This window comes from Azospirillum sp. VT-I1, assembly GCF_055698305.1.
This window is the reverse complement of the sequence record NZ_CP168800.1, coordinates 1,611,057-1,636,743: the sequence shown is the minus strand read 5'-3', so window position 1 is coordinate 1,636,743 and position 25,687 is coordinate 1,611,057. Positions and strand designations below refer to the sequence as shown.

The following is a 25,687-nucleotide window of genomic DNA, read 5'->3' as shown; positions in this document are numbered from 1 at the left end:
AACGACCGCTTGGTATGGCAACCATGGACCGGAGCAGCCGCGCAGAACCTGGGATGCGGGCGTGCCGGGGCAAGGGAGGACCAGCACCGATGACCGACAAGAAGAAGCCGCTCGTTGTCGTCACCCGCAAGCTGCCGGACGTCATCGAGACGCGGATGATGGAGCTGTTCGACACCCGGCTCAATCCGGATGACGTTCCGCTGACCCCCGCCCAGATGCAGGAGGCGATGGCCGTCGCCGAGGTGCTGGTGCCCACCGTCACCGACCGCATCGACCGCGCCCTGATCGAATCCGCCGGCCCGCAGCTGCGGCTGATCGCCTCCTTCGGCACCGGCGTCGACCACATCGACCTGAAGGCGGCGCGCGAGCGCGGCATCATCGTCACCAACACCCCCGGCGTCCTGACCGAGGACACCGCCGACATGACCATGGCGCTGCTGCTGGCCACGGCGCGGCGCGTGGCGGAAGGCGAGCGGCTGGTCCGCTCCGGCCAGTGGACCGGCTGGGGCCCGACCACCATGCTGGGCCACCGCATCAGCGGCAAGCGGCTGGGCATCCTGGGCATGGGCCGCATCGGCTCGGCCCTGGCGCGCCGGGCGCGCGCCTTCGGTATGTCGATCCACTACCACAACCGCCGCCGCGTGCATCCGGAACTGGAGCAGGAGCTGGAGGCGACCTACTGGTCCAGCCTGGACCAGATGCTGGCGCGGATGGACGTGGTGTCGATCAACTGCCCGCACACGCCGGCCACCTACCATCTGCTGTCGGAACGCCGGCTGAAGCTGCTGCGGCCGCACTGCTACATCGTCAACACCTCGCGCGGCGAGGTGATCGACGAGGTGGCGCTGACCCGCATGCTGTCGAAGGGCGAAATCGCCGGCGCCGGGCTGGACGTGTTCGAGCATGAGCCGGCCGTCAACCCGAAGCTGCTGCGGCTGGACAATGTCGTCCTGCTGCCGCACATGGGCTCCGCCACCATCGAGGGCCGCATCGACATGGGCGAGAAGGTGGTGATCAACATCAAGACCTTCATCGACGGCCACACCCCGCCCGACCGCGTGCTGGAAGCGCTGCTGTAAAGGGGGGATGACGGTCTAGGCGCAGATGTGCGTGCCGCCGTCGGGTAGCCAAGGCTCCGTCAGGACGCGGAGGTCTCCAGCGCCGGCACGTCCTGCAGGGACGCCTCCAGCCTGGCCTTGGCGGCGGCGGCGAGTTCCTCGTCGGCCTGGATGCGGCTCATGTCCTCCGGGGTGACGGCGCCGGCGGCGATCACCAGCTCGGCGAAATCCGACAGATAGACGCTGCCCTTCACCGTGCGCTGGACCAGCACGTTGCGCTTGTCCTCCGCATCGCGCTTGCGCTTGACGAAGCCCAGCACCGACAGCCGGTCGAGCGCACGGGTCACCGCGGGCTTGGAGATGTTCAGCAGGGAGGCGAGGCCGCGCACGGTGTGCGGCGGGTCGGTCAGATAGACCTGCAGCAGGATCGCCAATTGGCGCGCCGACAGGTCAGGCCCATCCTGGCGGACGCTGGCGACCAGCGCGGTGCGCCACAACCCAAGCGCCTTCAGGTTCCGTGCCATGCCTCCCCGGAAAGCCGCGCCCGGCTCCGCAACCGGAGCACGCGCCGCGAAGTGTCGCCTACCCGAACGATGCAGGCAAGAGATTCGCGTTCACCGGGCAGGTGAAGCCGCGCGGCCGGCTGCCGGCAGCGCCTCTACTTCCCTTCGCGCTTCAACAGCAACGGCTTGGCCGTGCCGGTGACCAGCACGTTGCCGCCCGCCAGCGGGACCATGGTCAGGCTGAAGCCGGCCGACACGGGCGCGAGGCTGACCGCCTGCTTCGCCGCGTTGGCGGCGGCGGTCACACCGGCCGCCTTGACCTCCTTCGGGTCGAAGGGGGCGTCCTCGCCCTGGCCGGCGACGTCGTAGCCGCCGCACTCGCTGCCGATGCAGATGCCGGTGGCGTCGATGCGGGCCTTGCCGGTGGGGGTGTTGAAGGGCGTGTCTTCCGCAGCGCCGGTCCAGCTCCAGCTGCCGCGCAGCCAATCGGGGAGGCGGGTGTCCTTCTGGAGGTCCAGGTTATCGGCAATCAGCCCGATGGTGCCGCCCAAGCCCTGGGCGGCCACCGCCTCGGCGATGCGGCGGGCCTCGGCGCTGCCGATGGAATAGCGGCCGGCGATCTGCGGCGTCCAGGCAGTCACCGCCCCATCCACCGCGGCGCGGAGGCGGTCGCCCCAGCCCGGCGCGACCCAGCGCGGGTTGGTCCAGCCGGCGGCATCCTTGACCAGCGCCGCCAGTTCCGGCGCGTCGGCAAGGAACAGGCGCGGGTCGACCGCCGACTTGATGCGGTCGATGCCCATCTGGCGATAGGTGGCGAAGCGGATGGTGCCGGTGCGGTTGGACGCGGCCTCCAGCATCGGGGCGAGCAGGTCGTCCACCGCCTTCCAGGCGGGGGAGGCGAGCAGGGCGTTGTCGTCCGGGCAGGCGGGGTGGGCGCCGAAATTGTCGCGGTTGCTGCCGTAGAGCGGCTCCATCGCCTTCCAGGCCGCCGCCCCGCGCCGCTCCATCACCGAACAGGGCCACGCCATCTCGACATCGTCGCTGACCACGCGCAGGGCGGTCAGGAAACCGTCGTCGGTGGTGAGGTCGACGCCCGACGCGGTCTCGCGCGCATAGGGATCCTCGATGGCCTCGACGGCTTCGCGCAGCAGGGTCTCCGCCTTGGCGCGGTCGGGGGAGGGGCCGAAGCGCAGCAGATAGGCGGACCACCCCTTGCCCAGCCCGCCGCGGATCTCGGCCAGCCGCTTCGCGGCACCGGCCGGATCGGCGGCGATGCCGTCGACGATGGCGGACAGCGCGGCGACCGCCTTGGGCACCGACTCGGCCAACGCGCTACGCCGGGCGTCGAGGACCGGGCCCAGGCAGGCGGCGAGGCCGGAGCCTGCCGTGGCGCACTGGTTGCGCTGGGCCAGCCACGCCTTCTGCTCCGCCCGCAGCCGCTCGCGGTCGGCGGCGCCGGACAGGGACTGCAGGGTCTTGTAGGCGTCGGCGATCTCCTGGTCGGCATCGGCCAGCTTCGGATCGGCGCAGATCGCCTTTTCCACCGGCGTGGAGGCCGCCTTGCAGTCGAAGGACGGCTGTGCGTGGGCGGTTCCGCCCGCGACCATGCCCGTCGCGATCATGACCGAAAGGGCCAGCGCCGCACCGGCGAGCGCCATCCGTCCATGCGGCGGCGTCAGGCGGATCGACGGTCCCGTAAGGTCCAGCTGGCCCATCATGTCTCCCTGGGATTGTGGCCCGGGGAAGATACGGAATCCGCCGCGGTTTGTCCCGTCCCAGGGCAGGAAGATCTCAGGGCAGAAATGCGATGGAGACCGCGGCGAAATGGCAGCCGGCGGCGGCCAGCACCAGCACGTGCCAGACCGCGTTGTTGTAGGGCATCCGCTCCATCAGGTGGAAGACGACGCCGACGGTGTAGAGCAGCCCGCCGATCACCAGCAGCCACAGCGCCGGCGCCGACAGCACCGATCCCAGCGGCTCCAGTGCGGTGACGATGGCCCAGCCCAGCCCGAGATACAGCGCCAGCCCCAGCCGGTGGAACCGTCCGGGAAAGCGCAGCTTCAGCGCCGCCCCGAAGGCGGCCCCGCCCCAGACGGCGCCGCCCAGCACGACGCCCTGGCCCAGCCCCAGCGTGAAGGGGGTGTAGGTGCCGGCGATCATCACGAAGATCATGGCGTGGTCGACCCGCCGCAGCAGGGCCTTGCCGAAACCGGGCGGAGCGAGGTTGTAGGCGGCGGAGGCGGTGAGCATGCCGACCAGCCCCAGCCCGTAGATCGACAGGGCCAGAGCGGTCCGCAGCGGCAGGGTGCCGGAGAGGACGGCGGCATCCAGCAGCCAGACGAATCCGGCGATTCCCGCCGTGACGCCGACGGCATGAACGGCCGCATCCGCCCGCCGTTCGCCGACGCTGTAGATGGGAAACTGGTGGGCATCCGGCATCGGCACACCACCTCGATCGACGCGTGGAGGGAAGGCGGCGGCCGGGAAGGCGCCCTGCGTCGAAGATGGTGTGCCTGCCGCGTCCGCGCCACCGGCCCTGTCCGATTGTGGGATATGGCCGTGGGGCGGTTGAGCCAAACGCTTATGCGGGAAGAGGCGGCCGGCGCCCCGGTGCCGTTATTCGGCGGCGTAGGCGATGGTTTCCGGCGCGCGGTGGCGGGGCATCGGCTCCGACAGGCCGGCGGCCTTGCGGAAGTAGCAGAGCGCATAGACGCGGACGCAGCCGGTGAGGTTGTCGCAATCCTGGCGTTCGGCCTCGATCTTCGACACCAGCTCGCTCATCGTCATGTGCTCCCGGGCGCAGATTTCCTCCAGCGACTCCCACTCCACCGGCATCAGCTTCATGCTGGTCCGCTTGCCGTTCACCCTGATGTTGCGCATCTGCATGTGGGAGCCCTCCGTTGCTGGTGCATAAACAGGTATGCGAAACCGCTGCGACCTTGCTGTGAAGTTTTTCACAGGCGAGAAAATGATGGAGGGGTTGGACACGTTTTAGGAGCGGCGGCCGGCTGTACCGATCCCGGCTTGCTCCATCGGACCGGAGGTGGCGATGACCCGAAGCGATGCCTTGCGTTCCATCATCGAGGAAGCTGCCGCAGCGCGCTCGGCTCTGTGCGAGAACGAACTGGTCATCCGCCTGGACAACATCCTGTCCATCGCGCGGGCGGCCCTGGCGGAGGGAGAGAGGGACGAAATGCCGCAGCCTGCCAAGGAGGTCCGCGGGACACTCGGCCCATAAAAAAACCGCCGCTAACCCGATGGATTAGCGGCGAGTTGAACAGGGAGGCTTCACGTCTGGGAGACGCTGGGTCCGAGGACCCAACCCCGGAGGGGAGACCTCCGGGACGAAACATCGGGTGCTGCGTCGCAGCATCCAACGGTCAAAATTTGACCATTCCGCTGCCAACTTTCCAGGCACAAATGAATAAATCTACCATGCAAGCCACGCATGGCTAGAAAGGACCCTTAGAAGGCTAATAAAAATGCCGAAATCGACCGGACTGCCCCCAAAAGATGGTGCGGCGCGGTCGATTTCGGCAACTCTCTTGCAAACCGTCCGGAAAGGCCCAGGATCAGAACGGGGTTTCTGCCACTTTTTTAACCAGGAAGTCGCGGAAGACCGCGATGCGCTTGGAATGGCGCAATTCTTCGGCATAAACGAAGTAGGCGTCGACCTTCGGACCGTCGACGTCGGGCAGGACGCGGGTCACGTCCTTGGAGAAGCTGTCGACCAGGAAGTCGGGCAGCGCGCCGATGCCCAGCCCGCTCTCCACCGCGCGGTAGATGGCGTAGACGCTGTTGACCTGCAGGATCGGCTTCCGGCTGGGCGACGGGTCGCCCATCTCCATGATCCAGTTGACGTTGGGGATCGGCGCCCGCACGTCGGGCGGATAGGTGATCAGGTCGTGGCTGTCCAGCTCCGCCAGCGTCTTGGGCGCGCCCTTCTTCTTCAGGTAACTCTGGCTGGCATAGAGGTGGAAGCGGATCGACATCAGGTGCCGCTGGATCAGGTCCGGCTGGCGCGGCGTGTTCATGCGGATGGCGATGTCCGCCTCCCGCATCGCCAGGTCCAACTCGTCGTCGTCGATCAGCAGCGTCAGCTGGATGTCGGGGTAGATCGACATGAATTCGTTGATGCGCGGCGTCAGCCAAGTCGATCCGAAGGCGACCGTCGTCGTCACCCGCAGCGGACCCTTGGGATGCTCCCGGCTTTCGGTCAGCATCGCCTCGGTCATCGACAGCTTGGCGAAGACGTCGCGGGCGGTGCGGTGAAGCAGCTCGCCCTGTTCGGTCAGGATCAGCCCGCGGGCGTGGCGGTGAAACAGCGGAACGCCCAGGCTTTCCTCAAGCGCGCTGATCTGGCGGCTGACCGCCGACTGGCTGAGGTTCAACGTCTCGCCGGCATGCGTGAAGCTGCCGGCTTCGGCCACCGCGTGGAAAACCCGCAGCTTGTCCCAATCCATCATGCTGTCCCGCCCCGGTGCGCAGCCGCCCGGAGCCTCCCATTTATCTTGAGGACGGCGCATGGCCGCCATGCATGTTTATAGCGGGAACGCGCCCGGAACGCACGCGCTACCGAAAGCGACTCGCACGAAAATTAATCATGATCGCCGGAATTATTCTCATCCGAAGTCTCAGCGATCCGGGGATATCCGCAGAATGGATAGGGATGTTGCCGATGCTCGGAAACGGCCGGCCGGCGGTTCGGACCAGTTTTGCTAATCCGCCCCGCCCATCGGGGCGGCGTTAATCCGCCGCATCGGTCAGGGCGGCGGCCTTGACCGTCGCGCTGCGGGGGTCGCTTTCGGCCGCGGCGGTCTTGCGGCCGACGCTGATGTGCCCGCTGATCTCGTCGCCGGCATCGGCGGGCAGCCGCCAGAAGGGCAGGCTGGAGGCGCAGGACAGCAAGCCCACCGTCAGGAAGGCCGGAACGAAGGAGGCCGGGGTCAGGGCGCCGCCGCTCCACTGCACGGTCAGGTGCAGCGCCGTGGCGCCGACGGCGACGCCGAGGCTCAGCGACAGCTGCTGCATCACGCTGGCCAGCGTGTTGGCCCGGCTGGTCATCGCCTGCGGCACCTCGGCATAGCTCAGCGTGTTCATGCCGGTGAACTGCAGCGAGCGGAAGAAGCCGCCGAGCAGCAGGGCGCCCAGAATCAGCAGATGCGGCGTGTCGGGCCGGAAGGCGCCGTAGCCCATCAGGATTACGCCGCTGACGATGGAGTTCAGCCCCAGGACCAGACGGAAGCCGAAGCGGCGCAGGATGGGGCCGGCCAGCGCCTTCATGGTCAGCGCCCCCGCCGCCCCGGCGAAGGTCAGGGCACCCGACTCGAAGGCGGTCAGGCCGAAGCCGATCTGCAGCATCACCGGCATCAGGAAGGGCACCGCGCCGATGCCGATGCGGAACAGCGTGCCGCCCAAAACCGAGGCGCGGTAGGTCTGCAGCCGGAACAGCGACGGGTCCAGTACCGGCCGCGCCACCCGGCGGGCATGGCGCAGATAGGCCAGCGTCGCCAGCAGCGCCGCTCCCAGCAATCCCGCCACGGCATAGGCCGGCAGCAGGTCGCGCCCGACATTCTCGAAACCGAACATGAAGGCGGCCAGCGCGATGGAACTCCACAGGAAGCCGCGGGCGTCGAAGGGGTCGCGCTGCTCCTCCTTGAGGTTGGGGATCAGCGTCAGCACCAGGGCGATGCCGATCAGCCCGATCGGCACGTTGATGAAGAAGATCCAGCGCCAGGAGGCGTAGGTGGTGATGGCGCCGCCCACCAGCGGACCGAGCGCCGGACCGATCAGCGCCGGCAGGGTCATCCGCGCCATTGCCGTCACCAGCTGGTCCTTGGGCACGGTGCGCAGCAGGATCAGCCGGCCGACCGGCACCATCATCGCCCCGCCGATGCCCTGGACGATGCGGGCGGCGACCAGCTCGGCCAGACCGTTCGACAGTCCGCAGGCGACGGAGCCCAGCGTGAAGACGCCGATGGCGCTGGCGAAGACGGTGCGCGCGCCATACCGGTCCGCCGCCCAGCCGCTGACCGGCAGGAACACCGCCAGCGCCAGCATGTAGGAGGTCATCGCCAGACTGAGCCGCAGCGGATCCTCGCCCATCGACTGCGCGATCGACGGCAGGGCGGTGGCGATCACCGTCGCGTCGAGATTCTCCATGAACAGGGCGCAGGCGATGATAAGCGGGGTGACGCGCGACATGACGGACCGTCAGGCAGGAAGCGGAACCCTAGGAATGTGAGCCGTTCCGACGTCATGACCATCGCGCGTGCGAAAGCCCTGCCATGCGTAAGTGAGGTCGGGGGTGGGGCGTCGTTCGGGGAGTGCGGGATAGACGGGGCAGGATCGACACGGATTTCGCGGATTGGACTACGGATTTCACGGATGTGGCGCTGCCCGGGTCCTTGCCTGCCGGGAAGGGCCGGCGCGTCGCCACCTCCAAGAAAAATCCGTGTAATCCGTGAAATCCGTGTCGATCTCGTGAGCCGCGACCGCACTCTTCCCCCAGGATCAGCGCCCCGTGAACACCGGCTTGCGCTTCTCCAGGAAGGCGCGGTAGCCCTCTCGGAAGTCTTGCGTGCCGAAGCAGCGGTAGCATTCGGCGATCTCGGCCTCGGTCAGCGGCGCCGGGTCGGACAGGCGGCGGACATAGCGCTTGTGCAGGGTCGCGGCCAGCGGCGCGCCGGCGGCGATGCGCTGGACGGTGGCGGCGATCTCCGCCTCGAACCCTTCGTCGGTGACGACGCGGTGGACGAGGCTCTTGTCCTTGGCCTCGGCCGCGCCGAAGACGCGGCCCTCCAGCAGGATCTCCAGCGCCGCCGGGCCGCCGGCGACGTCTGCGACCAGCTTCAGCTCCGTCGGTCCCATGGAGATGCCGAGCCGGCTGACCGGCACGCCGAAGCGGCTGCTCTCCGAACAGACCCTGAGGTCGCAAGCCAGCGCCACCGCCAGCCCGATGCCGCAGCAGGGGCCGTCGATGGCGGCCAGCACCGGGTGGCGCAGGCGCTGCAGCCCCTCCAGCCCCTCGTCCATCAGGTCGCCGTAGCCGGCACCCTGCTCGGGGCTGTTGCGCTCGCTCTCGAACTCCGAGATGTCGGCGCCGGGGGAGAAGCTGCGGGACCCGTTGGAGCCGGGGCCGCCGCGCATCACCACGACGCGGGTTCCCTCGTCGGCCTCCAGGGTCGCCAGATGGCCGATCAGGGCGTGCCACATCGGCTTGTCGAAGGCGTTCAGCTTGTCCGGGTTGGACAGGGTCAGGGTCGCGACGACGCCATCGCGGGTCAGGGTGATGGTGCCGGCCATGCCGCAGTCTCCATCCGTTGCCGTATGGTGGCGTACCATAGCGCGCCGTTTCCCGGACGCAAGGCGCCCGGTGCCGCAGCGCAGCAGGGGCGGGCGAGGCGGTCGCGAAAAAAGTGAGGGGAGGGTGAATTTTCCTCTTGCGGCGGAGGCCGCGTTTCCGTAGAAAGCGGCTCCCGGACGACGGGAGCGCGGGCGTAGCTCAGGGGTAGAGCACAACCTTGCCAAGGTTGGGGTCGAGGGTTCGAATCCCTTCGCCCGCTCCAGTTCTCCGGTGGTAAAGCGAAGATCCAAGGGCCGGGCGGCGACGCACCGGCCCTTCGCTTTTTCCGGTCCGGCTTTTCCTTTCCTCAGCCCGGAAACGCGTTGTTTGGAAACACCGGGCATCCCGTATCGACAGTGGCCGTCCGGCGCGCTAGATCCTGATCCATGACCGACACTTCCCTCGCCGCCCGCGGCGTTGCGCTCGACCTGCTGCGCGACGTGCTGCGCAAGTCCGTTCCCTTCGACGATGCGTTCGATGCGCATCCCGAACTGGCGGCGCTGCAGCCGCGCGACCGCGGCTTCGTCCGCCTCCTGGTCGCCACCGTCCTGCGCCGCCTGGGCCAGATCGACGAGCTGATCCAGTCCAGCCTCGCCAAGCCGGGCCTGCCCAAGGCCGCCATCCACGACATGCTGCGGCTGGGCACGGCGCAGCTGGTGTTCCTGAACACCCCCGCCCATGCCGCGGTCGACACCGCGGTGGAGCTGGCCGCCGCCCGCAACGCGGCCCCCTACAAGGGGCTGATCAATGCCGTGCTGCGCCGCATCGGGCGCGAAGGGGCGGACATGGCGGCGCGGCAGGATGCCGGGCGGCTGAACACCCCGGACTGGTTGTGGCTGTCCTGGCGCTCCGCCTACGGCACCGCCCGCACCCGCGGCATCGTCGAGGCGCATCTGCACGAAGCACCCCTGGACATCACGGTGAAGTCCGACCCCGAGGGCTGGGCGGAGCGGCTGGGCGCCACCCTGCTGCCGACCGGGTCGCTGCGCCGCCCGACCGGCGGATCGGTGACCGAGCTTCCGGGCTTCGAGGAGGGGGAATGGTGGGTGCAGGACCTCGCCGCCTCGCTGCCGGCCAAGCTGTTCGGCGATCTGGCGGGTAAGCGCGTGTTCGACCTCTGCGCCGCCCCCGGCGGCAAGACCGCGCAGCTGGTGGTGCAGGGGGCGCAGGTCACCGCCATCGACCGCTCGGCCCGCCGGCTGGAGCGCGTCACCGAAAACCTGAAGCGCCTCAACCTGCAGGCCGAGGTGCTGGCCGCCGACGCCGCCACCTGGGAGCCGGAGGAGCCGGCCGACGCCGTGCTGCTCGACGCGCCCTGCTCGGCGACCGGGGCGATCCGGCGCCATCCCGACATCCTGCGGGTCAAGACGCCCGACGACATCGCCAAGCTGGCCCGCGCCCAGTCGCGGCTGCTCGCGCGTTCGGTCGAGCTGGTGAAGCCCGGCGGCACGCTGATCTACTGCACCTGCTCCATCCAGCCGGAGGAGGGGGAGGCGCAGGTCGCCCGTCTGCTGGAGCAGGACAGGCGGGTGGAGCGCTGGCCGGTCACCGCCGAGGAGCTGGGCGGCCTGTCGGAACCGATCAACGAGGCCGGCGAGGTCCGCAGCCTTCCGGGGATGCTGGCCGATCTCGGCGGGATCGACGGCTTCTTCGTCGCACGGCTGCGCCGCCGCCCGGAGTAACGGCACCCGGGCTGATGGCGCCCGGACCGACCGCGCTTCGGACCAAGGCGGTATCCGTTCCGTAGCGAGGGATAAATCCCAGGCCCGTCTTGCGATGCGGGCGGCGAATTGATACGACACGACCTATGCTTTCGTCCGTGTTCTCCCGCACCGCATCATCACCCTCCGCCGGCCGCCGACGCCGCTCGCGGTCCTGAAGGAGTCGGCGCTGATGGGCGACGGGAACGGACGGTTTCGCAGCGGCATGGCGCGCCTTGCCTATGGAAATCCCCTCTACGCCCTGATGCTGGGCGGCAAGGCGCCGGGGGCGCTGGCGGTGATCCCGCCCGATCCCTGGCCGGGCGACAGCGGCAACGGCAACGCCATGCTGGCCGGACGGATGGGATTCGCCGGGCAGGCGATCATGGTCGATCCCAACGGCGCCCCCAGCTGGCGGCCCCAGGGCGCCAGTCCGGGCTGGCTGCGCACTGCCCACGGCTTCGAATGGCTGCGCGACCTGCGTGCGGTCGGCGGCGACACGGCGCGGCGCCGGGCGCGGGTGCTGGTGTGGTCGTGGCTGGACCAGAATGGCGGCTGGCACGCGCAGAGCTGGGCGCCCGACGTGCTGGGCACGCGGCTGGCCAGCTGGATCGGCCTGCATGACTTCTACTGCGCCTCGGCCGACGACGAGTTCCGCGCCCGCGTGTTCGAGAGCATGGCCCGCCAGCTCCGCCACCTGCTGCGGGTGGCGCCGGCCCGGCTGGACGGCGAGCGGCTGATTGGTGCCATCAAGGGCCTGCTCTATGGCGGCTATTGCCTGCCCGACCAGGACAAGGCGGCGCGGGAGGCGCTGCGCCTGCTCGACAAGGAGCTGCCGCGCCAGATCCTGCCCGACGGCGGCCATGTGGAGCGCAACCCGTCGATCCAGATGCGGGTGCTGCGCGACCTGATCGACATGCGCGCCGTTCTGCGCGTCGCGAAGGAGGAGGTGCCGGAAAGCCTCCAGCATGCCATCGACCGGATGACGCCGGCCCTGCGCTTCTTCCGCCATGTCGACGGCGGGCTCGCCCTGTTCAACGGCGGGCGGGAGGAGGATCCGGCGCTGATCGACACGGTGCTGGCCCAGGCCGACGCGCGCGGCCGTCCGCTGAAGAGCGCACCGCACACCGGGTTCGAGCGGCTGCTGGCCGGGCGCACCCTGGTGCTGCTCGACACCGGCGCGCCGCCGCCGGCGGGGCTGGACCGCACCGCCCATGCCGGCACCCTGTCGATGGAGGTCTCCGTCAACAAGGAGCGGCTGATCGTCAATTGCGGCAGCCACCCGTGCCAGCGCGGCCCCTGGCGCGCGGCGCTGGCCGGGACATCCGCCCATTCGACCATGGTGGTCGCCGACACCAACTCCTCGGAAGTGCTGGAGAAGGGCGGGCTCGGCCGCCGGCCGACCAACGTCAATTGCGAGCGGCAGGAATCGGACGGCGCCATGCTGGTGGTCGCCAGCCACAACGGCTACAGCAAGGGCTTCGGCCTGCTGCACCGCCGCCGCGTCTATCTGGCCGACAATGGCGAGGATCTGCGCGGCGAGGACACACTGGAACCGGTGATCGGAGCCACGCCGCAGCCGCAGCCCTATACCATCCGCTTCCACCTGCACCCGAATGTCGAGGTGGTGCCGGTCCAGGCGCAGGGGAATGGAAGCAACGACCAGGTGCTGCTGCGCCTGCCCAGCGGCAATGCCTGGCGCATGCGGGTGACCGGCGCCGTGCTGGAGGTGGCGGAGAGCGTCTATCTCGGCAGCGGGGAGGAACCGCGCCGCACCCGGCAGATCATGATGCAGGGACAATGCGGCCCCGAGGGGCTGACGGTGAAATGGGCCTTGCGCCGCGAGCGCAAGGCGGCGTAAATCGCGCCCATCCGCGGTGGCCGGGCCTATTCCCTTCGGGAGAGGGCGTGGAAACACGGATGAACACGGGATTCGGGGCACGGACGACCACGGGACTCTTCACGCCGTGCTTATCCATGTCCGTCCGGGCCGGCATCGCCGGGGGCGGGCAGGGATAAGCATGGTTGAACGGCATTTCCGTGGCCGTCCGTGCTTTTCTTCTTCCGTGCTTGTCCGGGTCTCCCCGGTTGCCTGCGGCCTACACGCAACGCCCGCAGCGATCAGGATGACGCCATGAGCCCGCCCAAAGCCAACCACGCTCCCGCCCCCGACAAGGTCCGCATCACCCGCGCCCTGATTTCCGTGTCCGACAAGGCCGGTCTGGTGGAGCTGGGCAAGGCGCTCGCCGCCCGCGGCGTCGAGATCCTGTCGACCGGCGGTTCGGCCCAGCGTCTGGCCGAGGCCGGCGTGCCGGTGAAGGAGGTCTCCGACCACACCGGCTTCCCGGAGATCATGGACGGCCGCGTCAAGACGCTGCATCCGCGCGTCCATGGCGGCATCCTGGCCCGCCGCGACATCCATGCCGACGCGATGGCCCAGCACGACATCCCCGGCATCGATCTGGTGGTGGTCAACCTCTACCCGTTCGAGGCGACGGTCGCCAAGGGTGCGGCCTATGACGACTGCGTCGAGAACATCGACATCGGCGGGCCGGCGATGATCCGCGCCGCCGCCAAGAACCACGATTTCGTCGCCATCGTCACCGAGCCGTCCGACTACGAGGCGGTGATGGACGAGCTGGCGACCCATGACGGCTGCGTCACGCTGGCCCTGCGCCGCAAGCTGGCCCAGCGCGCCTATGCCCGCACCGCCGCCTACGACGCCGCCATCTCCACCTGGCTGGCCGGCCAGCTGGGTGAGACCTTCCCGCCGCGCACCACCCTGTCGGGCGCGCTGGCCCAGACCCTGCGCTATGGCGAGAACCCGCACCAGCAGGCGGCCTTCTACGTCACCGGCGAGAAGCGTCCGGGTGTCGCCACCGCCGTGCAGCTGCAGGGCAAGGAGCTGTCCTACAACAACCTGAACGACACCGACGCCGCTTTCGAGCTGGTGGCGGAGTTCGAGCAGCCGGCCGTCGCCATCATCAAGCACGCCAACCCCTGTGGCGTCGCCCAGGGTGCGAACCTGCTTGAGGCCTACAAGTCGGCCCTGCTGTGCGACCCGGTCAGCGCCTTCGGCGGCATCATCGCCGTCAACCGCAGCCTGGACGCCGAGACGGCCGAGGAGATCTCCAAGCTGTTCGCCGAGGTGGTGATCGCCCCGGACGCCGACGAGGCCGCCCGCGCGCTGCTGGCGACCAAGAAGAACCTGCGCGTGCTGCTGACCAAGGACGTGCCGAACCCGGCCGAACCCGGCATGATGATCAAGCATCTGTCCGGCGGCTTCCTGCTGCAGAACCGCGACAGCGGCCGCGTCAACCCGGCCGAGCTGAAGGTCGTGACCAGGCGCGCCCCGACCGAACAGGAGCTGGCCGATCTGCTGTTCGCCTTCCGCGTCGCCAAGCACGTCAAGTCGAACGCCATCGTCTATGCCAAGAACGGCGCCACGGTGGGCGTCGGCGCCGGCCAGATGAGCCGCGTTGACTCGGCCCGCATCGCCGCCATCAAGTCGGCCGAAGCCGCCAAGGCCGCCGGCCTGTCGGAGCCGCTGACCAAGGGTTCGGTGGTTGCGTCGGACGCCTTCTTCCCGTTCGCGGACGGCCTGCTGGCCGCGGCGGAAGCGGGTGTGACGGCGGTGATCCAGCCGGGCGGCTCGATCCGCGACGCCGACGTGATCGCCGCCGCGGACGAGAAGGGTCTGGCGATGGTGCTGACCGGAATGCGGCACTTCCGGCATTGAGGTGGTGGGGGAGGTTAGACCCCCACCCTAACCCTCCCCCGCTGGGCGGGGAGGGGACTGCCGCCGCTTTGCATTTTCGTTACGCTCACAAGCATCCTACCCCCTCTCCCGCGAAGCGGGGAGGGATGGGGAGGGGGCCGTAAGTTTCACGCCTCCGCCAGCAGGTCGTCGGAGTCCTCGACCCGCTTCAGCATCGACTGCCGCAGCTTCAGCAGCGCCCGGTGCTCCAGCTGGCGCACGCGCTCCTTGCTGACGCCCAGTTCGCGGCCCAACTCCTCCAGCGTGGCGCCTTCCTCGCGCAGGCGGCGTTCGCGGATGATGGTGCGTTCGCGCGGGCTCAGTTCGCCCAGCGCCTCCGCCAGCCATTGCGAGCGCGTGTTGGCGTCGCGCATGCCGATCACCACGTCCTCGGGCGAGGGGCGCTGGTCGGCCAGGAAATCCTGCCAGTCGTCGTCGGACCCGTCGGCCACCGGCGTGTTCAGCGACTGGTCGGAACCTGACAGCCGCATCTCCATCGCCTCGACCTCGGACACCTCGACCTGCAGTTCACCGGCGATCCACTCGCGGCCTTCCCTGGTCAGCGGCGCGCCGCTGCCGTTCTGGGTGGCGCTGTCGATCTTGGCGCGCAGGCGACGCAGGTTGAAGAACAGGGATTTCTGCGCGGCGGTGGTGCCGGTCCGCACGATCGACCAGTTGCGCAGGATGTAGTCCTGCATGGCCGAGCGGATCCACCAGGCGGCGTAGGTGGAGAAACGCACCTCGCGGTCGGGCTCGAAGCGGCTGGCCGCCTGCATCAGGCCGACATTGCCTTCCTGGACGAGATCGCCCATCGGCAGGCCGTAATTGCGGAAACGGGACGCGGTGGCCACCACCAGACGGGTATAAGCCCGGACCAGCTGATGCAGGGCGCGTTCGTCGTTGCCCTCGCGCCATTTTCGGGCGAGTTCGAATTCATGGTCGCGCGACAGCAACGGTTCGCGCATGGATGCCTTGATGAAGCTCAGATTAGCACGCTGAGTCTCCGGATCGTCGATGTATGCCATCCGTCCCTTCCTTCCCGTCTGGGCGGCATCGTGTTCCTTTGCATATCCCCGTACTTTCGGGTCTTCGCCGCTTTGCCGCCTGCCCCCGGTCGATGCCGTCGGGTTACACAACAAGCATGAGCGCGCCCTGTTGCGGAATCATACGCAGGTGTAGGGAGAGCGGATCACAAGGGATGGACGATTTTTACCGGCAGCCTATTCCATGGCATTCCGGAGGATGACGGGGGCGGTATGCGGGGACAGGGCGGACGGGCGGAAGGTGTGGGCTCGACCTAAGGATGGGTCACACCTGGAAAAGGTCCAGCATTTCGCCGAAAGAATCGAAGCAGGCGCAAACGAGGGTCCCGCCGCGGCCGCAGCCGCCGTCCAGCGTCACCGTCACCGGCCCGACATCCACGCTGGGCGATTCCGGCGACCAGAGGGGGTTGTGGCCGCGCACGAGGCGGCGGAACCCGCCATAGGGCTGGTCCAGCCGGGCGAAGGCGCCGCCGCCCCACCAGAAGGCGTCGCCCTGCCCGGTCAGCGGACGGCGCGGGTCGATGCCGGCGCTGACCAGAAGCAGGCTGCCGCCACCCCGGCTGCTGGCGCCGGGAGGGCCGTCATCCGGCCCGTCGCCGGTCGGCATTCCGACCGGGCCGCCGGTGTAGGCGGCGCGGCGCAGGGCGTTGAACAGTGCCTCGTGTCCAGGATGGGCGGCCATAGACTGGCGCAACTCGCGCGTCCAGCGGCCAAGCATCACGGCGCCGCCGCGCGCCGCCGCCATGCCCGCCTCCAGGTTGCCGCCATAGGCCGCCAGAGTCGGCGCCACGCCCTGGCGCAGCATCCAGTCCAGGACGGTGCGGGGATCGGGCGCGAAGTGGAGTTGCTGCAACTTCTGCCACATCTCCTCCTGCTGGCCGCGGAGGTAGACGATGTCCGAGGCGATCATGCCCGGCATCGCCAGCAGCCCGATGCGGAAGGCCAGCAGCCGGTCGATGGTCTCCACCACCCGGTCGCCGAAGCCGATCATGTTGCCGAGATAGACGAGCCGGTCGCCGGGGCGGAAGCGCTGGGCGATGGCATGGTGGATCACGTCCAGCCGGTCGGGCTGGGCATGGATGGCGCCGATGGCCCAGACGCGGCGCGGACGGCCGAGCGATGCGAAGCGGCTGTCGTCCTCGACGGCGGCGACGATGGTCCCGGCAAGGCGGGCAGGACGACCAAGGCGCGGCGGCAGACCCAAACTCGATCCCCTTCGACGTCGTTCGCTAAACCGGTGTCAAAGCCGGTGTCAGCGGCCCGTCCGGCGGTGCCGGCACATGCCGGGCCGGAAGGCGGCGGGGAGTTTAGGCGTGTCATGCCGCGGAAACAAAGGTGAAAAACGGTACGGGCGCGCGGCTTGACGTAGCAGCCGCGCGCCCGTTCGTGTCACGGATGGATTTTCGGGACGTATCCCGGTCCGGGGTTAGGCCGCCTTGGACAGCACCGACTCCAAACGCTCCGTCGCCTTGGTCTCGTCGATCTTCTCGACGGCGGCCAGCTCGCGGGCCAGACGCTCCAGGGCGGCCTGATAGATCTGGCGCTCGCTGTAGGACTGGTCGGACTGGTCGGCGCCGCGGTACAGGTCGCGCACCACCTCGGCGATGGACACCGGATCGCCGGAGTTGATCTTGGCCTCATACTCCTGGGCGCGGCGGCTCCACATGGTGCGGCGGACGCGCGAACGGCCCTGCAGCGTCTCCAGCGCGACCTTGATCCGGTCCTTGGAGGACAGGCGGCGCAGGCCGGCGTTGCGGGCCTTGGTGACCGGAACCTTGAGCGTCATGCGCTCTTTCTCGAACGTGATCGCGTAGAGTTGAACCTCGAGTCCGGCAATGCTGTGGGTCTCGATCCCTTCGACCCGACCGACGCCATGAGCCGGATAAACGACGAAGTCACCGGCTTCGAAGTCAAGCTTGTTCGACATGTGGATTGGCTCTCACTTCTCGCGATCACGCCATTTTGCCGCCCCGGTGGAAGGGACGAAAAAGGACCCCGGACAGTTATGGCGCCGTGGGGATGGGGCCCATCCACGACGATCACAAAAGCCACGAGTCCTTGAGCGAAGGGAAAACCGGCAATGGCGCGAAGGCCGGCTCCGGGCGCGCATTATAGCGATGTTACGCCCGAGTTACAAAGGGAACGCGCAACCAACCGGGCGGAAATCGTCATCGCCCGGCCATGGCCGACCCGTCGATTTTGCATGGCAACATCGGCGGGTGCAATCGGTTGATGCGGCCCGACTCGGAAGAGTCGCGGGCTTTCCCGCCCAGCGGGCCGGGCCGCATCCGCTGGTTCTGTCTCAGCCCGCCTTGGGGGAGAAGTACTTCTCGAACTTGCCGTCCACACCCTTGAACTCGTCGGCGTCGGCCGGCGCGTCCTTCTTGCGGGTGATGTTCGGCCACTGGCCGGAATAGTCGCGGTTCAGCTCCAGCCACTTGGTCGCCCGGTCGTCGGTGTCGGGGACGATCGCCTCGGCCGGGCATTCCGGCTCGCACACGCCGCAGTCGATGCACTCGTCGGGGTGGATGACCAGCATGTTCTCACCCTCGTAGAAGCAATCCACGGGGCAGACTTCGACGCAGTCGGTGTACTTGCACTTGATGCAGCCGTCGGTGACGACGTAGGGCATGATCTCTTCTCCGCTGTTCCGGCCTGCGGTGTCGGCCGCGCGTCGCTGTTCCGGTATCGCCCCGAAAGGAGCGGATCGAAGCCGTTTGCAAAAGGGCACGCGCGTGGCACCGGGCCGGATGGCCAACCCGCGCCTGCCTAGCACGCCGCCGACAAGCCGTTCAACCCTGCGCGTGATGTGGGCGACCCTGCCGCACCCCCGACGGCCCCGTTTGCGGGGGCGCCGTCCGACACCGCCGCCAGGAAGGCACGCAGGCTGCCCGTCTCAATGGCGTCGGCGCGGCGGACGAACCGGGTCGGCATGCGGGCCAGCGCGTCGGGCAGCAGCCGGGCCGCCAGCAGCTCGCGCCAGGGGTCGCGCTCCACCACCGACCGCGGCATCACCGTCACCCCCATGCCGGCGCCGACGCAGCCCAATATGGCGTCGAGCGCGCCGAACTCCATGACGCGGAAGGGCACGCGCCCGGCCTCGCGCATCGCCATTTCGGCCCGGCCGCGATAGGCGCAGGCGCGGCCGAAGACGATCAGGGTGCGCCGCGCGCTGTCGGTGGTCAGGCCGGCGGCGGGTTCGGCCAGCACCAGCTCCTCGTCGAAGATGCGCCGGGCGGTCAGGTCGGGATGCTCCACCTCGCCGCCGACGAAGGCGCCGTCCAGCCGTCCGGCCAGCACGTCGCCCAGCAGGGTCTCGGTCGGGCCGGGGACGATGGTCAGCTCCACGTCGGGATGGTCGCGGTGGAAGCGGGCCAGGATCGGCGGCAGCCGCACCGCGGCGGTCGATTCCATGCTGCCCACAGCCAGCCGTCCGCCGCGCCCGGCCGCCTCCGCCACCGCGTCGCGGGCCTGGGCGACCAGCCGCAGCACCCGGTCGGCATAGCCGGCCAGCACGCGCCCGGCCGGCGTCGGCTCCATCCCGCGGCTGAGGCGCAGGAACAGGTCGACGCCCAAATCCTCCTCCAGCCGCTTGATCCGTGCGGTGACGTTGGACTGCACGCAGTTCAGCGCCTCCGCCGCCCGGCTGACGCTGCCGGTATCGGCCACCGCCTTCACCACCCGCAAACCGGCGAGATCCATCGCGACGCCCTCCAGCCTTCCGCCAACGCATGGCACCCATCACTGGGAGTGGAGCTTACCATCGGAACAATTCATTGGAAATGAGGGTCGGGCCGCGGCCATGATGGACGATCAAATCAATCGGCCGGCCGAACAGTCCCTATTCAAACGAGCCTGCCGGAAGCCGAGGGGGCGTGGATCATGGTGCGGGTGCTGGTCGGCGGGCTGATCGGGCTTGCCATCGCGATGGGGGTCGCGCGCTTCGCCTTCACCCCGATCCTGCCGGCGATGCAGGACGCCACCGGGCTGAGGGCCGACGGGGCGGGGCTGCTCGCCTCGCTGAACTATCTCGGCTATTTCCTCGGCGCGCTGGGCGCCGGGCTGGTGCCGCACGGCGCGCCGCGCACCGCCGTGTTCCGCCTGTCGCTGCTGCTCAGCGTCGCCACCACCGCAGGCATGGGGCTCGACCTGGGCAACGCCGAACAGGCGATGCCGGTCTGGCTGGTCCTGCGCTTCCTGTCGGGGGTGTCGAGCGCCGGCATCTTCATCCTGGGCATCGCCATGGTGCTGGACACGCTGGCCCGCGGCGGCGGGGAGCGGCTGGCCGGCTGGCTCTACACCGGGATCGGGCTGGGCATCGCCTCGTCCGGACTGTTCGTCGCGCTGCTCGGCGGCCGGCTGGGCTGGGCCGGCGACTGGCTGGCGCTGGGGGCGATCTGCGCGGTGCTGGGGCTGCTGCCCGGCCTCTGGGTGCGGGATCCGGCGGCGCAGCCGCAAGCCGCCGCAGCCGGGACGGCGGGCACCGCCGCCGCGGCGCGGACCGGCTGGCTGTCGGCGCCGCTTCTGCTGCTGACGCTGGCCTATTTCCTGGAGGGCGGCGGCTACATCGTCTCGGCCACCTTCCTGGTGTCGATCCTGAAGACCGATCCCGGCACCGCCGCGGTGGGCGAGGCCGCCTGGATGGTGGTCGGGCTGGGGGCGGTCGGCGCGGGGGTGTTCTGGGCCGCGGTGGCCCGGCGGGCCGGCAGCTGGTGGGCGCTGATCCTGGCGCACCTGACGCAGGCGGTCGCCATCCTGCTGCCGATGACCGGTTCGCCGACGGTCGCCGTCATCTCCGCCCTGCTGTTCGGCGGCACCTTCGTCGGCATCGTGTCGCAGGCCTTCGCTTTGGGGCGGCAGCTGTCGGCCGGCGCCTCCGCCCGCGTGGTCGGGGCGCTGACCGCCGCCTATGGGCTGGGCCAGATCATCGGGCCGCTGCCGGCCGGGCTGGTGGTGACGCACACCGGCAGCTTCAACGCCGCGCTGCTGGGGGCCACCGCCGCGGTGCTGCTCGGCGCGCTGCTGCTGGCGTTCGGCATGGTGATCGCCGGCCGGCGGTCGGCGGGCGGGCCGGCGTTGGCGACGCCCAATGCTTCGTAAGTATTCGTAAGGTTTGCCTGCGACAATCGGCGCCGCACCCGCAGCAATGCCGTTGTTCTCCCGGATCGTCCGCTTTGACTACAGTCTGGTCCACAACAACCAGACCCCGGGGGAGTCGATGAAACGCAAGCTGGTTCCGGACGTCGTGAAGGCGCAGGAGCTGATCCTGGTGCCGGAGGATACCTCCGTCGCCACCGTGTCGAAGATGATGGCCGACAAGAACATCGGCGCGGTGCTGGTGGTGAACCACGGCGCGCTGATCGGCATCGTCACCGAGCGCGACCTGAACAACAAGGTGCTGTCGAAGGACCTCGACCCGTCGGCGGTGGAGGTGGGGGTGGTGATGACCCGCAACCCCGACAGCCTGCCGCCCGACGCCGACGCGGTCGATGCGCTGAAGCTGATGCACGACAAGCATTACCGCCACCTGCCCATCACCCAGGGCAAGCGCGCGGTCGGCATCGTGTCGATCCGCGACCTGTTCAAGGTCGCCTACGAGCACATGATGGCCGAACGCGCCGAGGCCTGACGGAGCAGGGAGGGGGCGCCGCGTCGGGCGCCCCCTCGCCCTCAATGCCCGGCCTTCGCCTTGCGCCGGGCCAGCAGGTTCAGCGCCTCCACCAGGGTGGAGAAGGCGATGGCGAAGTACAGGTAGCCCTTGGGGATGTGGAAGCCCAAGCCGTCCGCCACCAGCGCCACGCCGACCAGCAGCAGGAAGGACAGCGCCAGCATCTTCACCGTGACGTGACGGTTGACGAAGTCGCCGACCGGGCCGGAAGCGAACAGCATCACCGCCATGGCGATGACGACGGCGGCGACCATCACCGGCAGATGGTCGGACATGCCGACGGCGGTGATGACGCTGTCGAGCGAAAAGACGATGTCCAGGAACATGATCTGGATGACCACCGAGGTGAAGGTGGCATGCTTGACCGCCCCGCCCCCCTCCTCGTGGCCTTCGACGGTGTGGTGGATTTCCAGCGTGCCCTTGGCCAGCAGGAACAGGCCGCCCAGCACCAGGATCAGGTCGCGGCCCGACACCTCCCATCCGGCGACGGTGAACAGCGGCTGCGTCAGCTGCGCCACCCAGGCGATGGAGGCGAGCAGCGCCAGGCGCGACAGCAGCGCCAGCGCCAGACCGACGCGGCGGGCGGTGTGCTGCTGCTCGGGCGGCAGCTTCGACGCCATGATCGAGATGAAGATGATGTTGTCGATGCCCAGCACGATCTCCAACGCGGTCAACGTCAGAAGGCTGGCCCAGACATTCGGGTCTGCAAGCAGGTCGAGCATGAAGAAGCGGGGCTCCGGCGGTCGGTGGGCGCGGTCAGCGGATTATGCGCCGGCACCGGAAGGTGCAAGCGTGACCGCGCGCAGATGATGTCGCCCCGCGCCGGCTGCAAGAGGTGGAGCAGCAGATTTGCTGCAGGAATTCGGATGTAGCCGGTCCGGCGGAGGCCGGATCAGGAACCCAAGGCCCGATTCCTGCCGGCCGCCGCCTCCATCCGCCCAGTTTTCATCCGCCCAGCTTCCATCCGTCCGATTTCGGCCCTTCCGGCTTCCGTCCGGAGCGCCCAGGCGCGGCGGCGCACCGCCATCTGCAGGCGGCAGTCGTGCGAGCAATAGCGCGGCGCCGGGCCGCGCGCCGACGTGCGGACGAAGGGCCTGCCGCAGCAGGCGCAATAGAGGGTGGTCATGGTCGCTTCCTCCGAAACGGGCGGCCGTTTGCCGGCCTTGCCCCGCGCCGCGGGATTGGACCTTCCCGCGGCTTTGCCGATGCGTTGCCTGTATTGTGTTCGGAAGGTTGCAGGCGTCGCCACCGTTCAAAAGGCATAGGCAGTGGTGACCACAAGTATTCATGCCGAGAAACAGAAGCGGCTGCAGCAACTTAGTGGCCTTTGCGCGTCAATTCGCCGCGTGGCGTCTGTTGGCGGATGGGCTGGCATTTTTCTCTTGCCATGCCTTCCAGCGGAAGCCTGGCGGTCCTATCTGTTTCCATTCGACCAACAGCCCGGAAAGGGCGAGGCGCTATGATGCTGAGGCGCCTCGCCATTTTCCTGAAAACCGAAAGCGCCAGCGGCACCGCCCTGCGACACGATCCTGTGGATGACGGTGACGGCCGGCGGCGCCGGCATGGACAAGCCGGTGATCCTGTGGATCAACGACGGGCTGATGGCGATCTTCTTTCGGTCCATGCCGGTTGAGGATTGTCGGCAAGGATTTCCGGTCATGATATTTGTTGGGTGTGCGAACTTTGCGCGCCGGGGGCGGAACCCGCGGGGGAGGTGGCGGGTTCTTCCCTTGCGGGCATTCGCGCGTCAGACGCGTGACCGACAGATCGGGGGACTTGCGATGATCGACGCCATCCGCACACGCCGGCGCAACCTTGCCGAAGACCCCCGCCGGGCGGCTCCGGCAGCACGGTCCCCATCGATTTCCAGCGGCTGGAGCGGCTCCGCCGCCTGTCCCGGCTGATGGACACCCGCTGGCGCATTCCCTTCACCCGCATCCCCATCGGTCTGGACGGGATCGCCAGCATCGTGCCGGTGGCCGGCGATACGGCGACCGCGGTGGTTTCCGCCTACATCATCATGGAAGCGGCCCGTTTCGACCTGCCCAAGGCGCTGCTGGCCCGCATGGCCTTCAACGTCGCGCTGGACTGGGCGGCGGGGTCGATCCCGGTGGTGGGGACCGTGTTCGACATCGCCTTCAAGGCCAACCGGGCCAACCTGAACCTGCTGCACGAGCATCTGGAACAGCGCCTGGCCGCCGCCGCCGCGAAGCGCTGAAAAGGCCGGTTCCCGCGGTCTTGACGTGGATCAAGGCGGGGGTGGGGTGGCTGCGGCACTCTGTCGCTCATGAACGCCATCACCGCCCTGGCCGTGAAGCCGGCCCCCGCCAATCCGTCCCATTCCCATGGTGTAGATGCCGCGCTGCTCGCCAAGTATGACGGGCTGCGGGTGCCGCGCTACACCAGCTACCCGACCGCGCCGCACTTCACGCCCGAGGTGAACGGCGACGTATACGGTGGCTGGCTGGAGGCGATCGATCCCGCGCGCTCCGGATCGCTCTACCTGCATGTGCCCTTCTGCCAGAAGATGTGCTGGTACTGCGGCTGCCACACCAAGATCGTCGCGCGATATGAGCCGATCGCCGAGTATCTCGGCCATATGCGGCGCGAGATCGCCATGGTGGCCGACCGCATCCCCGGCCGGCTGGCGGTGCGCCACATCCATTTCGGCGGCGGCACCCCGACCATGATGGCGCCCGCCGATTTCGAGGCGATGATCGCGCTGCTGCGCACCCGCTTCGACATCGCCGCCGACGCCGAGCTGGCGGTGGAGATCGACCCCCGCACCCTGACGGCGGAGATGGCGGCGGCGCTGGGCCGTTCCGGCGTCAACCGCGCCTCGCTGGGCGTGCAGGATTTCGACGGGACGGTGCAGGAGGCGATCAACCGCGTCCAGCCGCGCGCCGTGACCGAGCAGGCGCTGGCCTGGCTGAAGCAGGCCGGCATCGCCAGCGTCAACCTCGACCTGATGTACGGCCTGCCGCACCAGTCGGTGGAGAGCGTCACCCGCTCCGCCCGGATCGCGCTGGAGATGGCGCCCGACCGGCTGTCGGTCTTCGGCTACGCCCATGTGCCGTGGATGAAGACCCACCAGAAGAAGATCGACGAATCGGTGCTGGCCGATTCGCTCGGCCGGTGGGAGCAGTTCGCCGCCATTGGCGACACGCTGGCCGCCGCCGGCTACAGCGCCATCGGTCTCGACCATTTCGCCCGCCCCGGCGACGAGCTGGCGGTGCAGCAGGAGGAGGGGCGGCTGGGCCGCAACTTCCAGGGCTACACCACCGACGACGCCGAGATTCTGCTGGGCTTCGGCTCCTCCTCCATCGGCGCGCTGCCGCAGGGTTATGTGCAGAACGCCGTGCCCTTCGACCATTACGCCACCGCCATCGAGGAAGGCCGCCTGCCCACCGGCAAGGGCATCGCGCTGACCACGGACGACAAGGTGCGGCGCGACCTGATCATGCGGCTGATGTGCGACCTGTCGGTCGACACCGCCGCCATCGCCCGTGCCCACGGGTTGGCCGAATCCGCCTTCGACGCCGAGCTGGAGGGCATGGCCGATCTGGTCGCCGACGGCGTCGCGGTGGTGGAGGGGCGTCGCGTCCATGTGCCGGAGAGCGCCCGTCCCCTGATGCGCATCGTCGCCGCCCGCTTCGACACCCACCTGTCCAAGGGGGCCGGGCGGCACAGCCGGGCGGTCTGACAAACGCGCTTCAGAAAGAAAAGGCGGCCGGCGCCACCCGCCGACCGCCTTTTCCCGTGCCGCGCATCCGAACCCACACGTCTACGCGGCAACCTCGTGGATGCCCTGTGTCCAAGTCCGCTCCACGACATGCCCGTCCGGCCGGTGTCGTTGCGGTGCCTGTTGTCGAGATACGTGGGCCGGGGGTGAACTCCTGCGCTCCGGCTACGGCTCCGTGTCCGGCCGCCCCAAAAAGCGCATAGCGTCCCCGGTTGCGCTGCGGTGGCGAAGGGGCCCCCGTCTCCTGTATGGTCGCGCCGAAGGCCGATTGCCTTCCTGCCTTCACTCTGCCCCCGTCCAAGGTGAGCGATGATCCGGCGCGTGCGTACCCTTCCGCTGATTGTGGCCCTGGTCACGCTGACGGTTCCCGGCTGCATGCCGTACCAGCGCATCCCCAACCCGCCGACCGTGCGCACCGCGCCCGACACCGGGGCCGGGCTGGAGCCGATGTATGGGGAGTGGCAGGTAGACAGATCGACCCCGGTCTATGCGCAGCCCGCCGCCGGGTCGGGCGTCGTCGCCACGCTGGGCGCCGGGCAGGCGGTCAGCACGCTGGGCCGGGTGCGCAACAGCGACTGGGTGGCGGTGAAGGCCGGCGGCTCCACCGCCTATGTCCGGCTGCACCTGCTGAGCCTGAAGGGCAACACCCCGCGCGGCAGCCGCGGCACCTCCACCACCCTGGAAAAGCCCGTCGACAATGCCGGCCCGACCATCAAGGCGGCACCGCGCGGCAAGATCGGCGCCACCCCCATCGCCAACTGACCCGTCCGGCACATCCGGTCACAGGACAAGACTGGAGTCGCAGACTCCCACTCGACAAGGCTCCGTGATAGAACATATCAGGAACATATGCCTGTCGAGCGGAGCCGAG

24 protein-coding genes and 1 tRNA gene are annotated in these 25,687 nt (G+C 69.0%); 11 read left to right on the top strand and 14 right to left on the bottom strand.

Going from position 1 to position 25,687, the window contains the following annotated elements:
• Positions 1-89 precede the first annotated feature (89 nt).
• Positions 90-1,079, top strand: a complete 990-nt coding sequence (locus tag AB8P05_RS07875; protein ID WP_455172700.1) for a 2-hydroxyacid dehydrogenase — start codon at positions 90-92, stop codon at positions 1,077-1,079.
• Positions 1,080-1,138: 59 nt separating this feature from the next.
• Here the strand turns inward: AB8P05_RS07875 and AB8P05_RS07870 are convergent, their stop codons facing one another.
• The 4 genes from AB8P05_RS07870 to AB8P05_RS07855 form a co-directional block, all read right to left on the bottom strand.
• On the bottom strand, positions 1,139-1,582 hold the full coding sequence (locus AB8P05_RS07870) for a MarR family transcriptional regulator (RefSeq protein ID WP_472757546.1): 444 nt from the start codon (positions 1,580-1,582) through the stop codon (positions 1,139-1,141).
• A 134-nt stretch (positions 1,583-1,716) separates the two neighbouring features.
• On the bottom strand, positions 1,717-3,279 hold the full coding sequence (locus AB8P05_RS07865) for a lysozyme inhibitor LprI family protein (protein WP_472757545.1): 1,563 nt from the start codon (positions 3,277-3,279) through the stop codon (positions 1,717-1,719).
• A gap of 73 nt (positions 3,280-3,352) precedes the next feature.
• Positions 3,353-4,000, bottom strand: a complete 648-nt coding sequence (trhA, locus tag AB8P05_RS07860) for a PAQR family membrane homeostasis protein TrhA (RefSeq protein ID WP_472757544.1) — start codon at positions 3,998-4,000, stop codon at positions 3,353-3,355.
• Positions 4,001-4,177: 177 nt separating this feature from the next.
• Positions 4,178-4,447, bottom strand: coding sequence for a ribbon-helix-helix domain-containing protein (locus tag AB8P05_RS07855; protein WP_455172696.1), 270 nt, complete (start codon positions 4,445-4,447; stop codon positions 4,178-4,180).
• Between the two features lie 163 nt (positions 4,448-4,610).
• Between AB8P05_RS07855 and AB8P05_RS07850 the strand changes: the two genes are divergently transcribed.
• Positions 4,611-4,799, top strand: coding sequence for a hypothetical protein (locus AB8P05_RS07850; protein WP_472757543.1), 189 nt, complete (start codon positions 4,611-4,613; stop codon positions 4,797-4,799).
• 334 nt (positions 4,800-5,133) lie between these two features.
• On the opposite strand, the gene AB8P05_RS07845 is transcribed toward AB8P05_RS07850, so the two are convergent.
• The 3 genes from AB8P05_RS07845 to AB8P05_RS07835 all read right to left on the bottom strand — a co-directional run bounded on the left by AB8P05_RS07845 (position 5,134) and on the right by AB8P05_RS07835 (position 8,866).
• Entirely contained in the window at positions 5,134-6,024 is an 891-nt protein-coding gene (locus tag AB8P05_RS07845) for a LysR family transcriptional regulator (protein WP_455173064.1), read from the bottom strand.
• Between the two features lie 283 nt (positions 6,025-6,307).
• Positions 6,308-7,765 carry a DHA2 family efflux MFS transporter permease subunit gene (locus tag AB8P05_RS07840; RefSeq protein WP_472757542.1) on the bottom strand — a complete coding sequence of 486 codons (1,458 nt, stop codon included), beginning with the start codon at positions 7,763-7,765 and terminating at the stop codon, positions 6,308-6,310.
• A gap of 309 nt (positions 7,766-8,074) precedes the next feature.
• Entirely contained in the window at positions 8,075-8,866 is a 792-nt protein-coding gene (locus AB8P05_RS07835) for an enoyl-CoA hydratase/isomerase family protein (RefSeq protein ID WP_472757541.1), read from the bottom strand.
• Positions 8,867-9,054: 188 nt separating this feature from the next.
• Here AB8P05_RS07835 and AB8P05_RS07830 point away from each other — a divergent pair.
• From AB8P05_RS07830 to purH, 4 genes are all read left to right on the top strand, one after another.
• Positions 9,055-9,129: transfer RNA gene (locus tag AB8P05_RS07830), tRNA-Gly, on the top strand.
• A gap of 163 nt (positions 9,130-9,292) precedes the next feature.
• The gene (rsmB, locus tag AB8P05_RS07825; RefSeq protein ID WP_472757540.1) at positions 9,293-10,588 is read left to right on the top strand and encodes a 16S rRNA (cytosine(967)-C(5))-methyltransferase RsmB; all 1,296 of its coding nucleotides are present in this window, start codon (positions 9,293-9,295) and stop codon (positions 10,586-10,588) included.
• A gap of 211 nt (positions 10,589-10,799) precedes the next feature.
• The gene (locus tag AB8P05_RS07820; protein WP_472757539.1) at positions 10,800-12,467 is read left to right on the top strand and encodes a heparinase II/III family protein; all 1,668 of its coding nucleotides are present in this window, start codon (positions 10,800-10,802) and stop codon (positions 12,465-12,467) included.
• A 273-nt stretch (positions 12,468-12,740) separates the two neighbouring features.
• On the top strand, positions 12,741-14,345 hold the full coding sequence (purH, locus tag AB8P05_RS07815; protein WP_472757538.1) for a bifunctional phosphoribosylaminoimidazolecarboxamide formyltransferase/IMP cyclohydrolase: 1,605 nt from the start codon (positions 12,741-12,743) through the stop codon (positions 14,343-14,345).
• A 146-nt stretch (positions 14,346-14,491) separates the two neighbouring features.
• Here the strand turns inward: purH and AB8P05_RS07810 are convergent, their stop codons facing one another.
• The 5 genes from AB8P05_RS07810 to AB8P05_RS07790 form a co-directional block, all read right to left on the bottom strand.
• The gene (locus AB8P05_RS07810; RefSeq protein WP_455172656.1) at positions 14,492-15,388 is read right to left on the bottom strand and encodes an RNA polymerase factor sigma-32; all 897 of its coding nucleotides are present in this window, start codon (positions 15,386-15,388) and stop codon (positions 14,492-14,494) included.
• A gap of 283 nt (positions 15,389-15,671) precedes the next feature.
• Positions 15,672-16,610, bottom strand: a complete 939-nt coding sequence (locus AB8P05_RS07805; protein ID WP_472757537.1) for a hypothetical protein — start codon at positions 16,608-16,610, stop codon at positions 15,672-15,674.
• Between the two features lie 222 nt (positions 16,611-16,832).
• Positions 16,833-17,333 carry a CarD family transcriptional regulator gene (locus AB8P05_RS07800; protein ID WP_014248912.1) on the bottom strand — a complete coding sequence of 167 codons (501 nt, stop codon included), beginning with the start codon at positions 17,331-17,333 and terminating at the stop codon, positions 16,833-16,835.
• 375 nt (positions 17,334-17,708) lie between these two features.
• Positions 17,709-18,038, bottom strand: a complete 330-nt coding sequence (gene fdxA, locus AB8P05_RS07795) for a ferredoxin FdxA (protein WP_014248910.1) — start codon at positions 18,036-18,038, stop codon at positions 17,709-17,711.
• A gap of 137 nt (positions 18,039-18,175) precedes the next feature.
• On the bottom strand, positions 18,176-19,108 hold the full coding sequence (locus tag AB8P05_RS07790) for a LysR substrate-binding domain-containing protein (protein ID WP_472757536.1): 933 nt from the start codon (positions 19,106-19,108) through the stop codon (positions 18,176-18,178).
• A gap of 180 nt (positions 19,109-19,288) precedes the next feature.
• Between AB8P05_RS07790 and AB8P05_RS07785 the strand changes: the two genes are divergently transcribed.
• Positions 19,289-20,506 (top strand): YbfB/YjiJ family MFS transporter, encoded by a 1,218-nt coding sequence (locus AB8P05_RS07785; protein ID WP_472757535.1) that lies wholly within the window; start codon positions 19,289-19,291, stop codon positions 20,504-20,506.
• Positions 20,507-20,624: 118 nt separating this feature from the next.
• Positions 20,625-21,035, top strand: a complete 411-nt coding sequence (locus tag AB8P05_RS07780) for a CBS domain-containing protein (RefSeq protein WP_472757534.1) — start codon at positions 20,625-20,627, stop codon at positions 21,033-21,035.
• 41 nt (positions 21,036-21,076) lie between these two features.
• Here AB8P05_RS07780 and AB8P05_RS07775 read toward each other — a convergent pair whose 3' ends face one another.
• Both AB8P05_RS07775 and AB8P05_RS07770 read right to left on the bottom strand, forming a co-directional pair.
• Positions 21,077-21,796 carry a TerC family protein gene (locus AB8P05_RS07775; protein ID WP_455172651.1) on the bottom strand — a complete coding sequence of 240 codons (720 nt, stop codon included), beginning with the start codon at positions 21,794-21,796 and terminating at the stop codon, positions 21,077-21,079.
• A gap of 170 nt (positions 21,797-21,966) precedes the next feature.
• Positions 21,967-22,200: a hypothetical protein gene (locus tag AB8P05_RS07770; protein ID WP_472757533.1), complete on the bottom strand. Its 234-nt coding sequence runs from the start codon at positions 22,198-22,200 to the stop codon at positions 21,967-21,969.
• 777 nt (positions 22,201-22,977) lie between these two features.
• Between AB8P05_RS07770 and AB8P05_RS07765 the strand changes: the two genes are divergently transcribed.
• The 3 genes from AB8P05_RS07765 to AB8P05_RS07755 all read left to right on the top strand — a co-directional run bounded on the left by AB8P05_RS07765 (position 22,978) and on the right by AB8P05_RS07755 (position 25,578).
• Entirely contained in the window at positions 22,978-23,292 is a 315-nt protein-coding gene (locus AB8P05_RS07765) for a DUF4112 domain-containing protein (protein WP_472757532.1), read from the top strand.
• A gap of 69 nt (positions 23,293-23,361) precedes the next feature.
• Positions 23,362-24,777 (top strand): oxygen-independent coproporphyrinogen III oxidase, encoded by a 1,416-nt coding sequence (hemN, locus tag AB8P05_RS07760; protein WP_472757531.1) that lies wholly within the window; start codon positions 23,362-23,364, stop codon positions 24,775-24,777.
• Between the two features lie 360 nt (positions 24,778-25,137).
• Positions 25,138-25,578: an SH3 domain-containing protein gene (locus AB8P05_RS07755; RefSeq protein ID WP_472757530.1), complete on the top strand. Its 441-nt coding sequence runs from the start codon at positions 25,138-25,140 to the stop codon at positions 25,576-25,578.
• Positions 25,579-25,687 lie beyond the last annotated feature (109 nt).

Coding starts and splice junctions, on each gene's coding strand:
- AB8P05_RS07875 (WP_455172700.1), top strand. CDS start 90: ATGACCGACAAGAAGAAGCCGCTCGTTGTCGTCACCCGCAAGCTGCCG.
- AB8P05_RS07870 (WP_472757546.1), bottom strand. CDS start 1,582: ATGGCACGGAACCTGAAGGCGCTTGGGTTGTGGCGCACCGCGCTGGTC.
- AB8P05_RS07865 (WP_472757545.1), bottom strand. CDS start 3,279: ATGATGGGCCAGCTGGACCTTACGGGACCGTCGATCCGCCTGACGCCG.
- trhA (WP_472757544.1), bottom strand. CDS start 4,000: ATGCCGGATGCCCACCAGTTTCCCATCTACAGCGTCGGCGAACGGCGG.
- AB8P05_RS07855 (WP_455172696.1), bottom strand. CDS start 4,447: ATGCAGATGCGCAACATCAGGGTGAACGGCAAGCGGACCAGCATGAAG.
- AB8P05_RS07850 (WP_472757543.1), top strand. CDS start 4,611: ATGACCCGAAGCGATGCCTTGCGTTCCATCATCGAGGAAGCTGCCGCA.
- AB8P05_RS07845 (WP_455173064.1), bottom strand. CDS start 6,024: ATGGATTGGGACAAGCTGCGGGTTTTCCACGCGGTGGCCGAAGCCGGC.
- AB8P05_RS07840 (WP_472757542.1), bottom strand. CDS start 7,765: ATGTCGCGCGTCACCCCGCTTATCATCGCCTGCGCCCTGTTCATGGAG.
- AB8P05_RS07835 (WP_472757541.1), bottom strand. CDS start 8,866: ATGGCCGGCACCATCACCCTGACCCGCGATGGCGTCGTCGCGACCCTG.
- rsmB (WP_472757540.1), top strand. CDS start 9,293: ATGACCGACACTTCCCTCGCCGCCCGCGGCGTTGCGCTCGACCTGCTG.
- AB8P05_RS07820 (WP_472757539.1), top strand. CDS start 10,800: ATGGGCGACGGGAACGGACGGTTTCGCAGCGGCATGGCGCGCCTTGCC.
- purH (WP_472757538.1), top strand. CDS start 12,741: ATGAGCCCGCCCAAAGCCAACCACGCTCCCGCCCCCGACAAGGTCCGC.
- AB8P05_RS07810 (WP_455172656.1), bottom strand. CDS start 15,388: ATGGCATACATCGACGATCCGGAGACTCAGCGTGCTAATCTGAGCTTC.
- AB8P05_RS07800 (WP_014248912.1), bottom strand. CDS start 17,333: ATGTCGAACAAGCTTGACTTCGAAGCCGGTGACTTCGTCGTTTATCCG.
- fdxA (WP_014248910.1), bottom strand. CDS start 18,038: ATGCCCTACGTCGTCACCGACGGCTGCATCAAGTGCAAGTACACCGAC.
- AB8P05_RS07790 (WP_472757536.1), bottom strand. CDS start 19,108: ATGGATCTCGCCGGTTTGCGGGTGGTGAAGGCGGTGGCCGATACCGGC.
- AB8P05_RS07785 (WP_472757535.1), top strand. CDS start 19,289: ATGGTGCGGGTGCTGGTCGGCGGGCTGATCGGGCTTGCCATCGCGATG.
- AB8P05_RS07780 (WP_472757534.1), top strand. CDS start 20,625: ATGAAACGCAAGCTGGTTCCGGACGTCGTGAAGGCGCAGGAGCTGATC.
- AB8P05_RS07775 (WP_455172651.1), bottom strand. CDS start 21,796: ATGCTCGACCTGCTTGCAGACCCGAATGTCTGGGCCAGCCTTCTGACG.
- AB8P05_RS07770 (WP_472757533.1), bottom strand. CDS start 22,200: ATGACCACCCTCTATTGCGCCTGCTGCGGCAGGCCCTTCGTCCGCACG.
- AB8P05_RS07765 (WP_472757532.1), top strand. CDS start 22,978: ATGGACACCCGCTGGCGCATTCCCTTCACCCGCATCCCCATCGGTCTG.
- hemN (WP_472757531.1), top strand. CDS start 23,362: ATGAACGCCATCACCGCCCTGGCCGTGAAGCCGGCCCCCGCCAATCCG.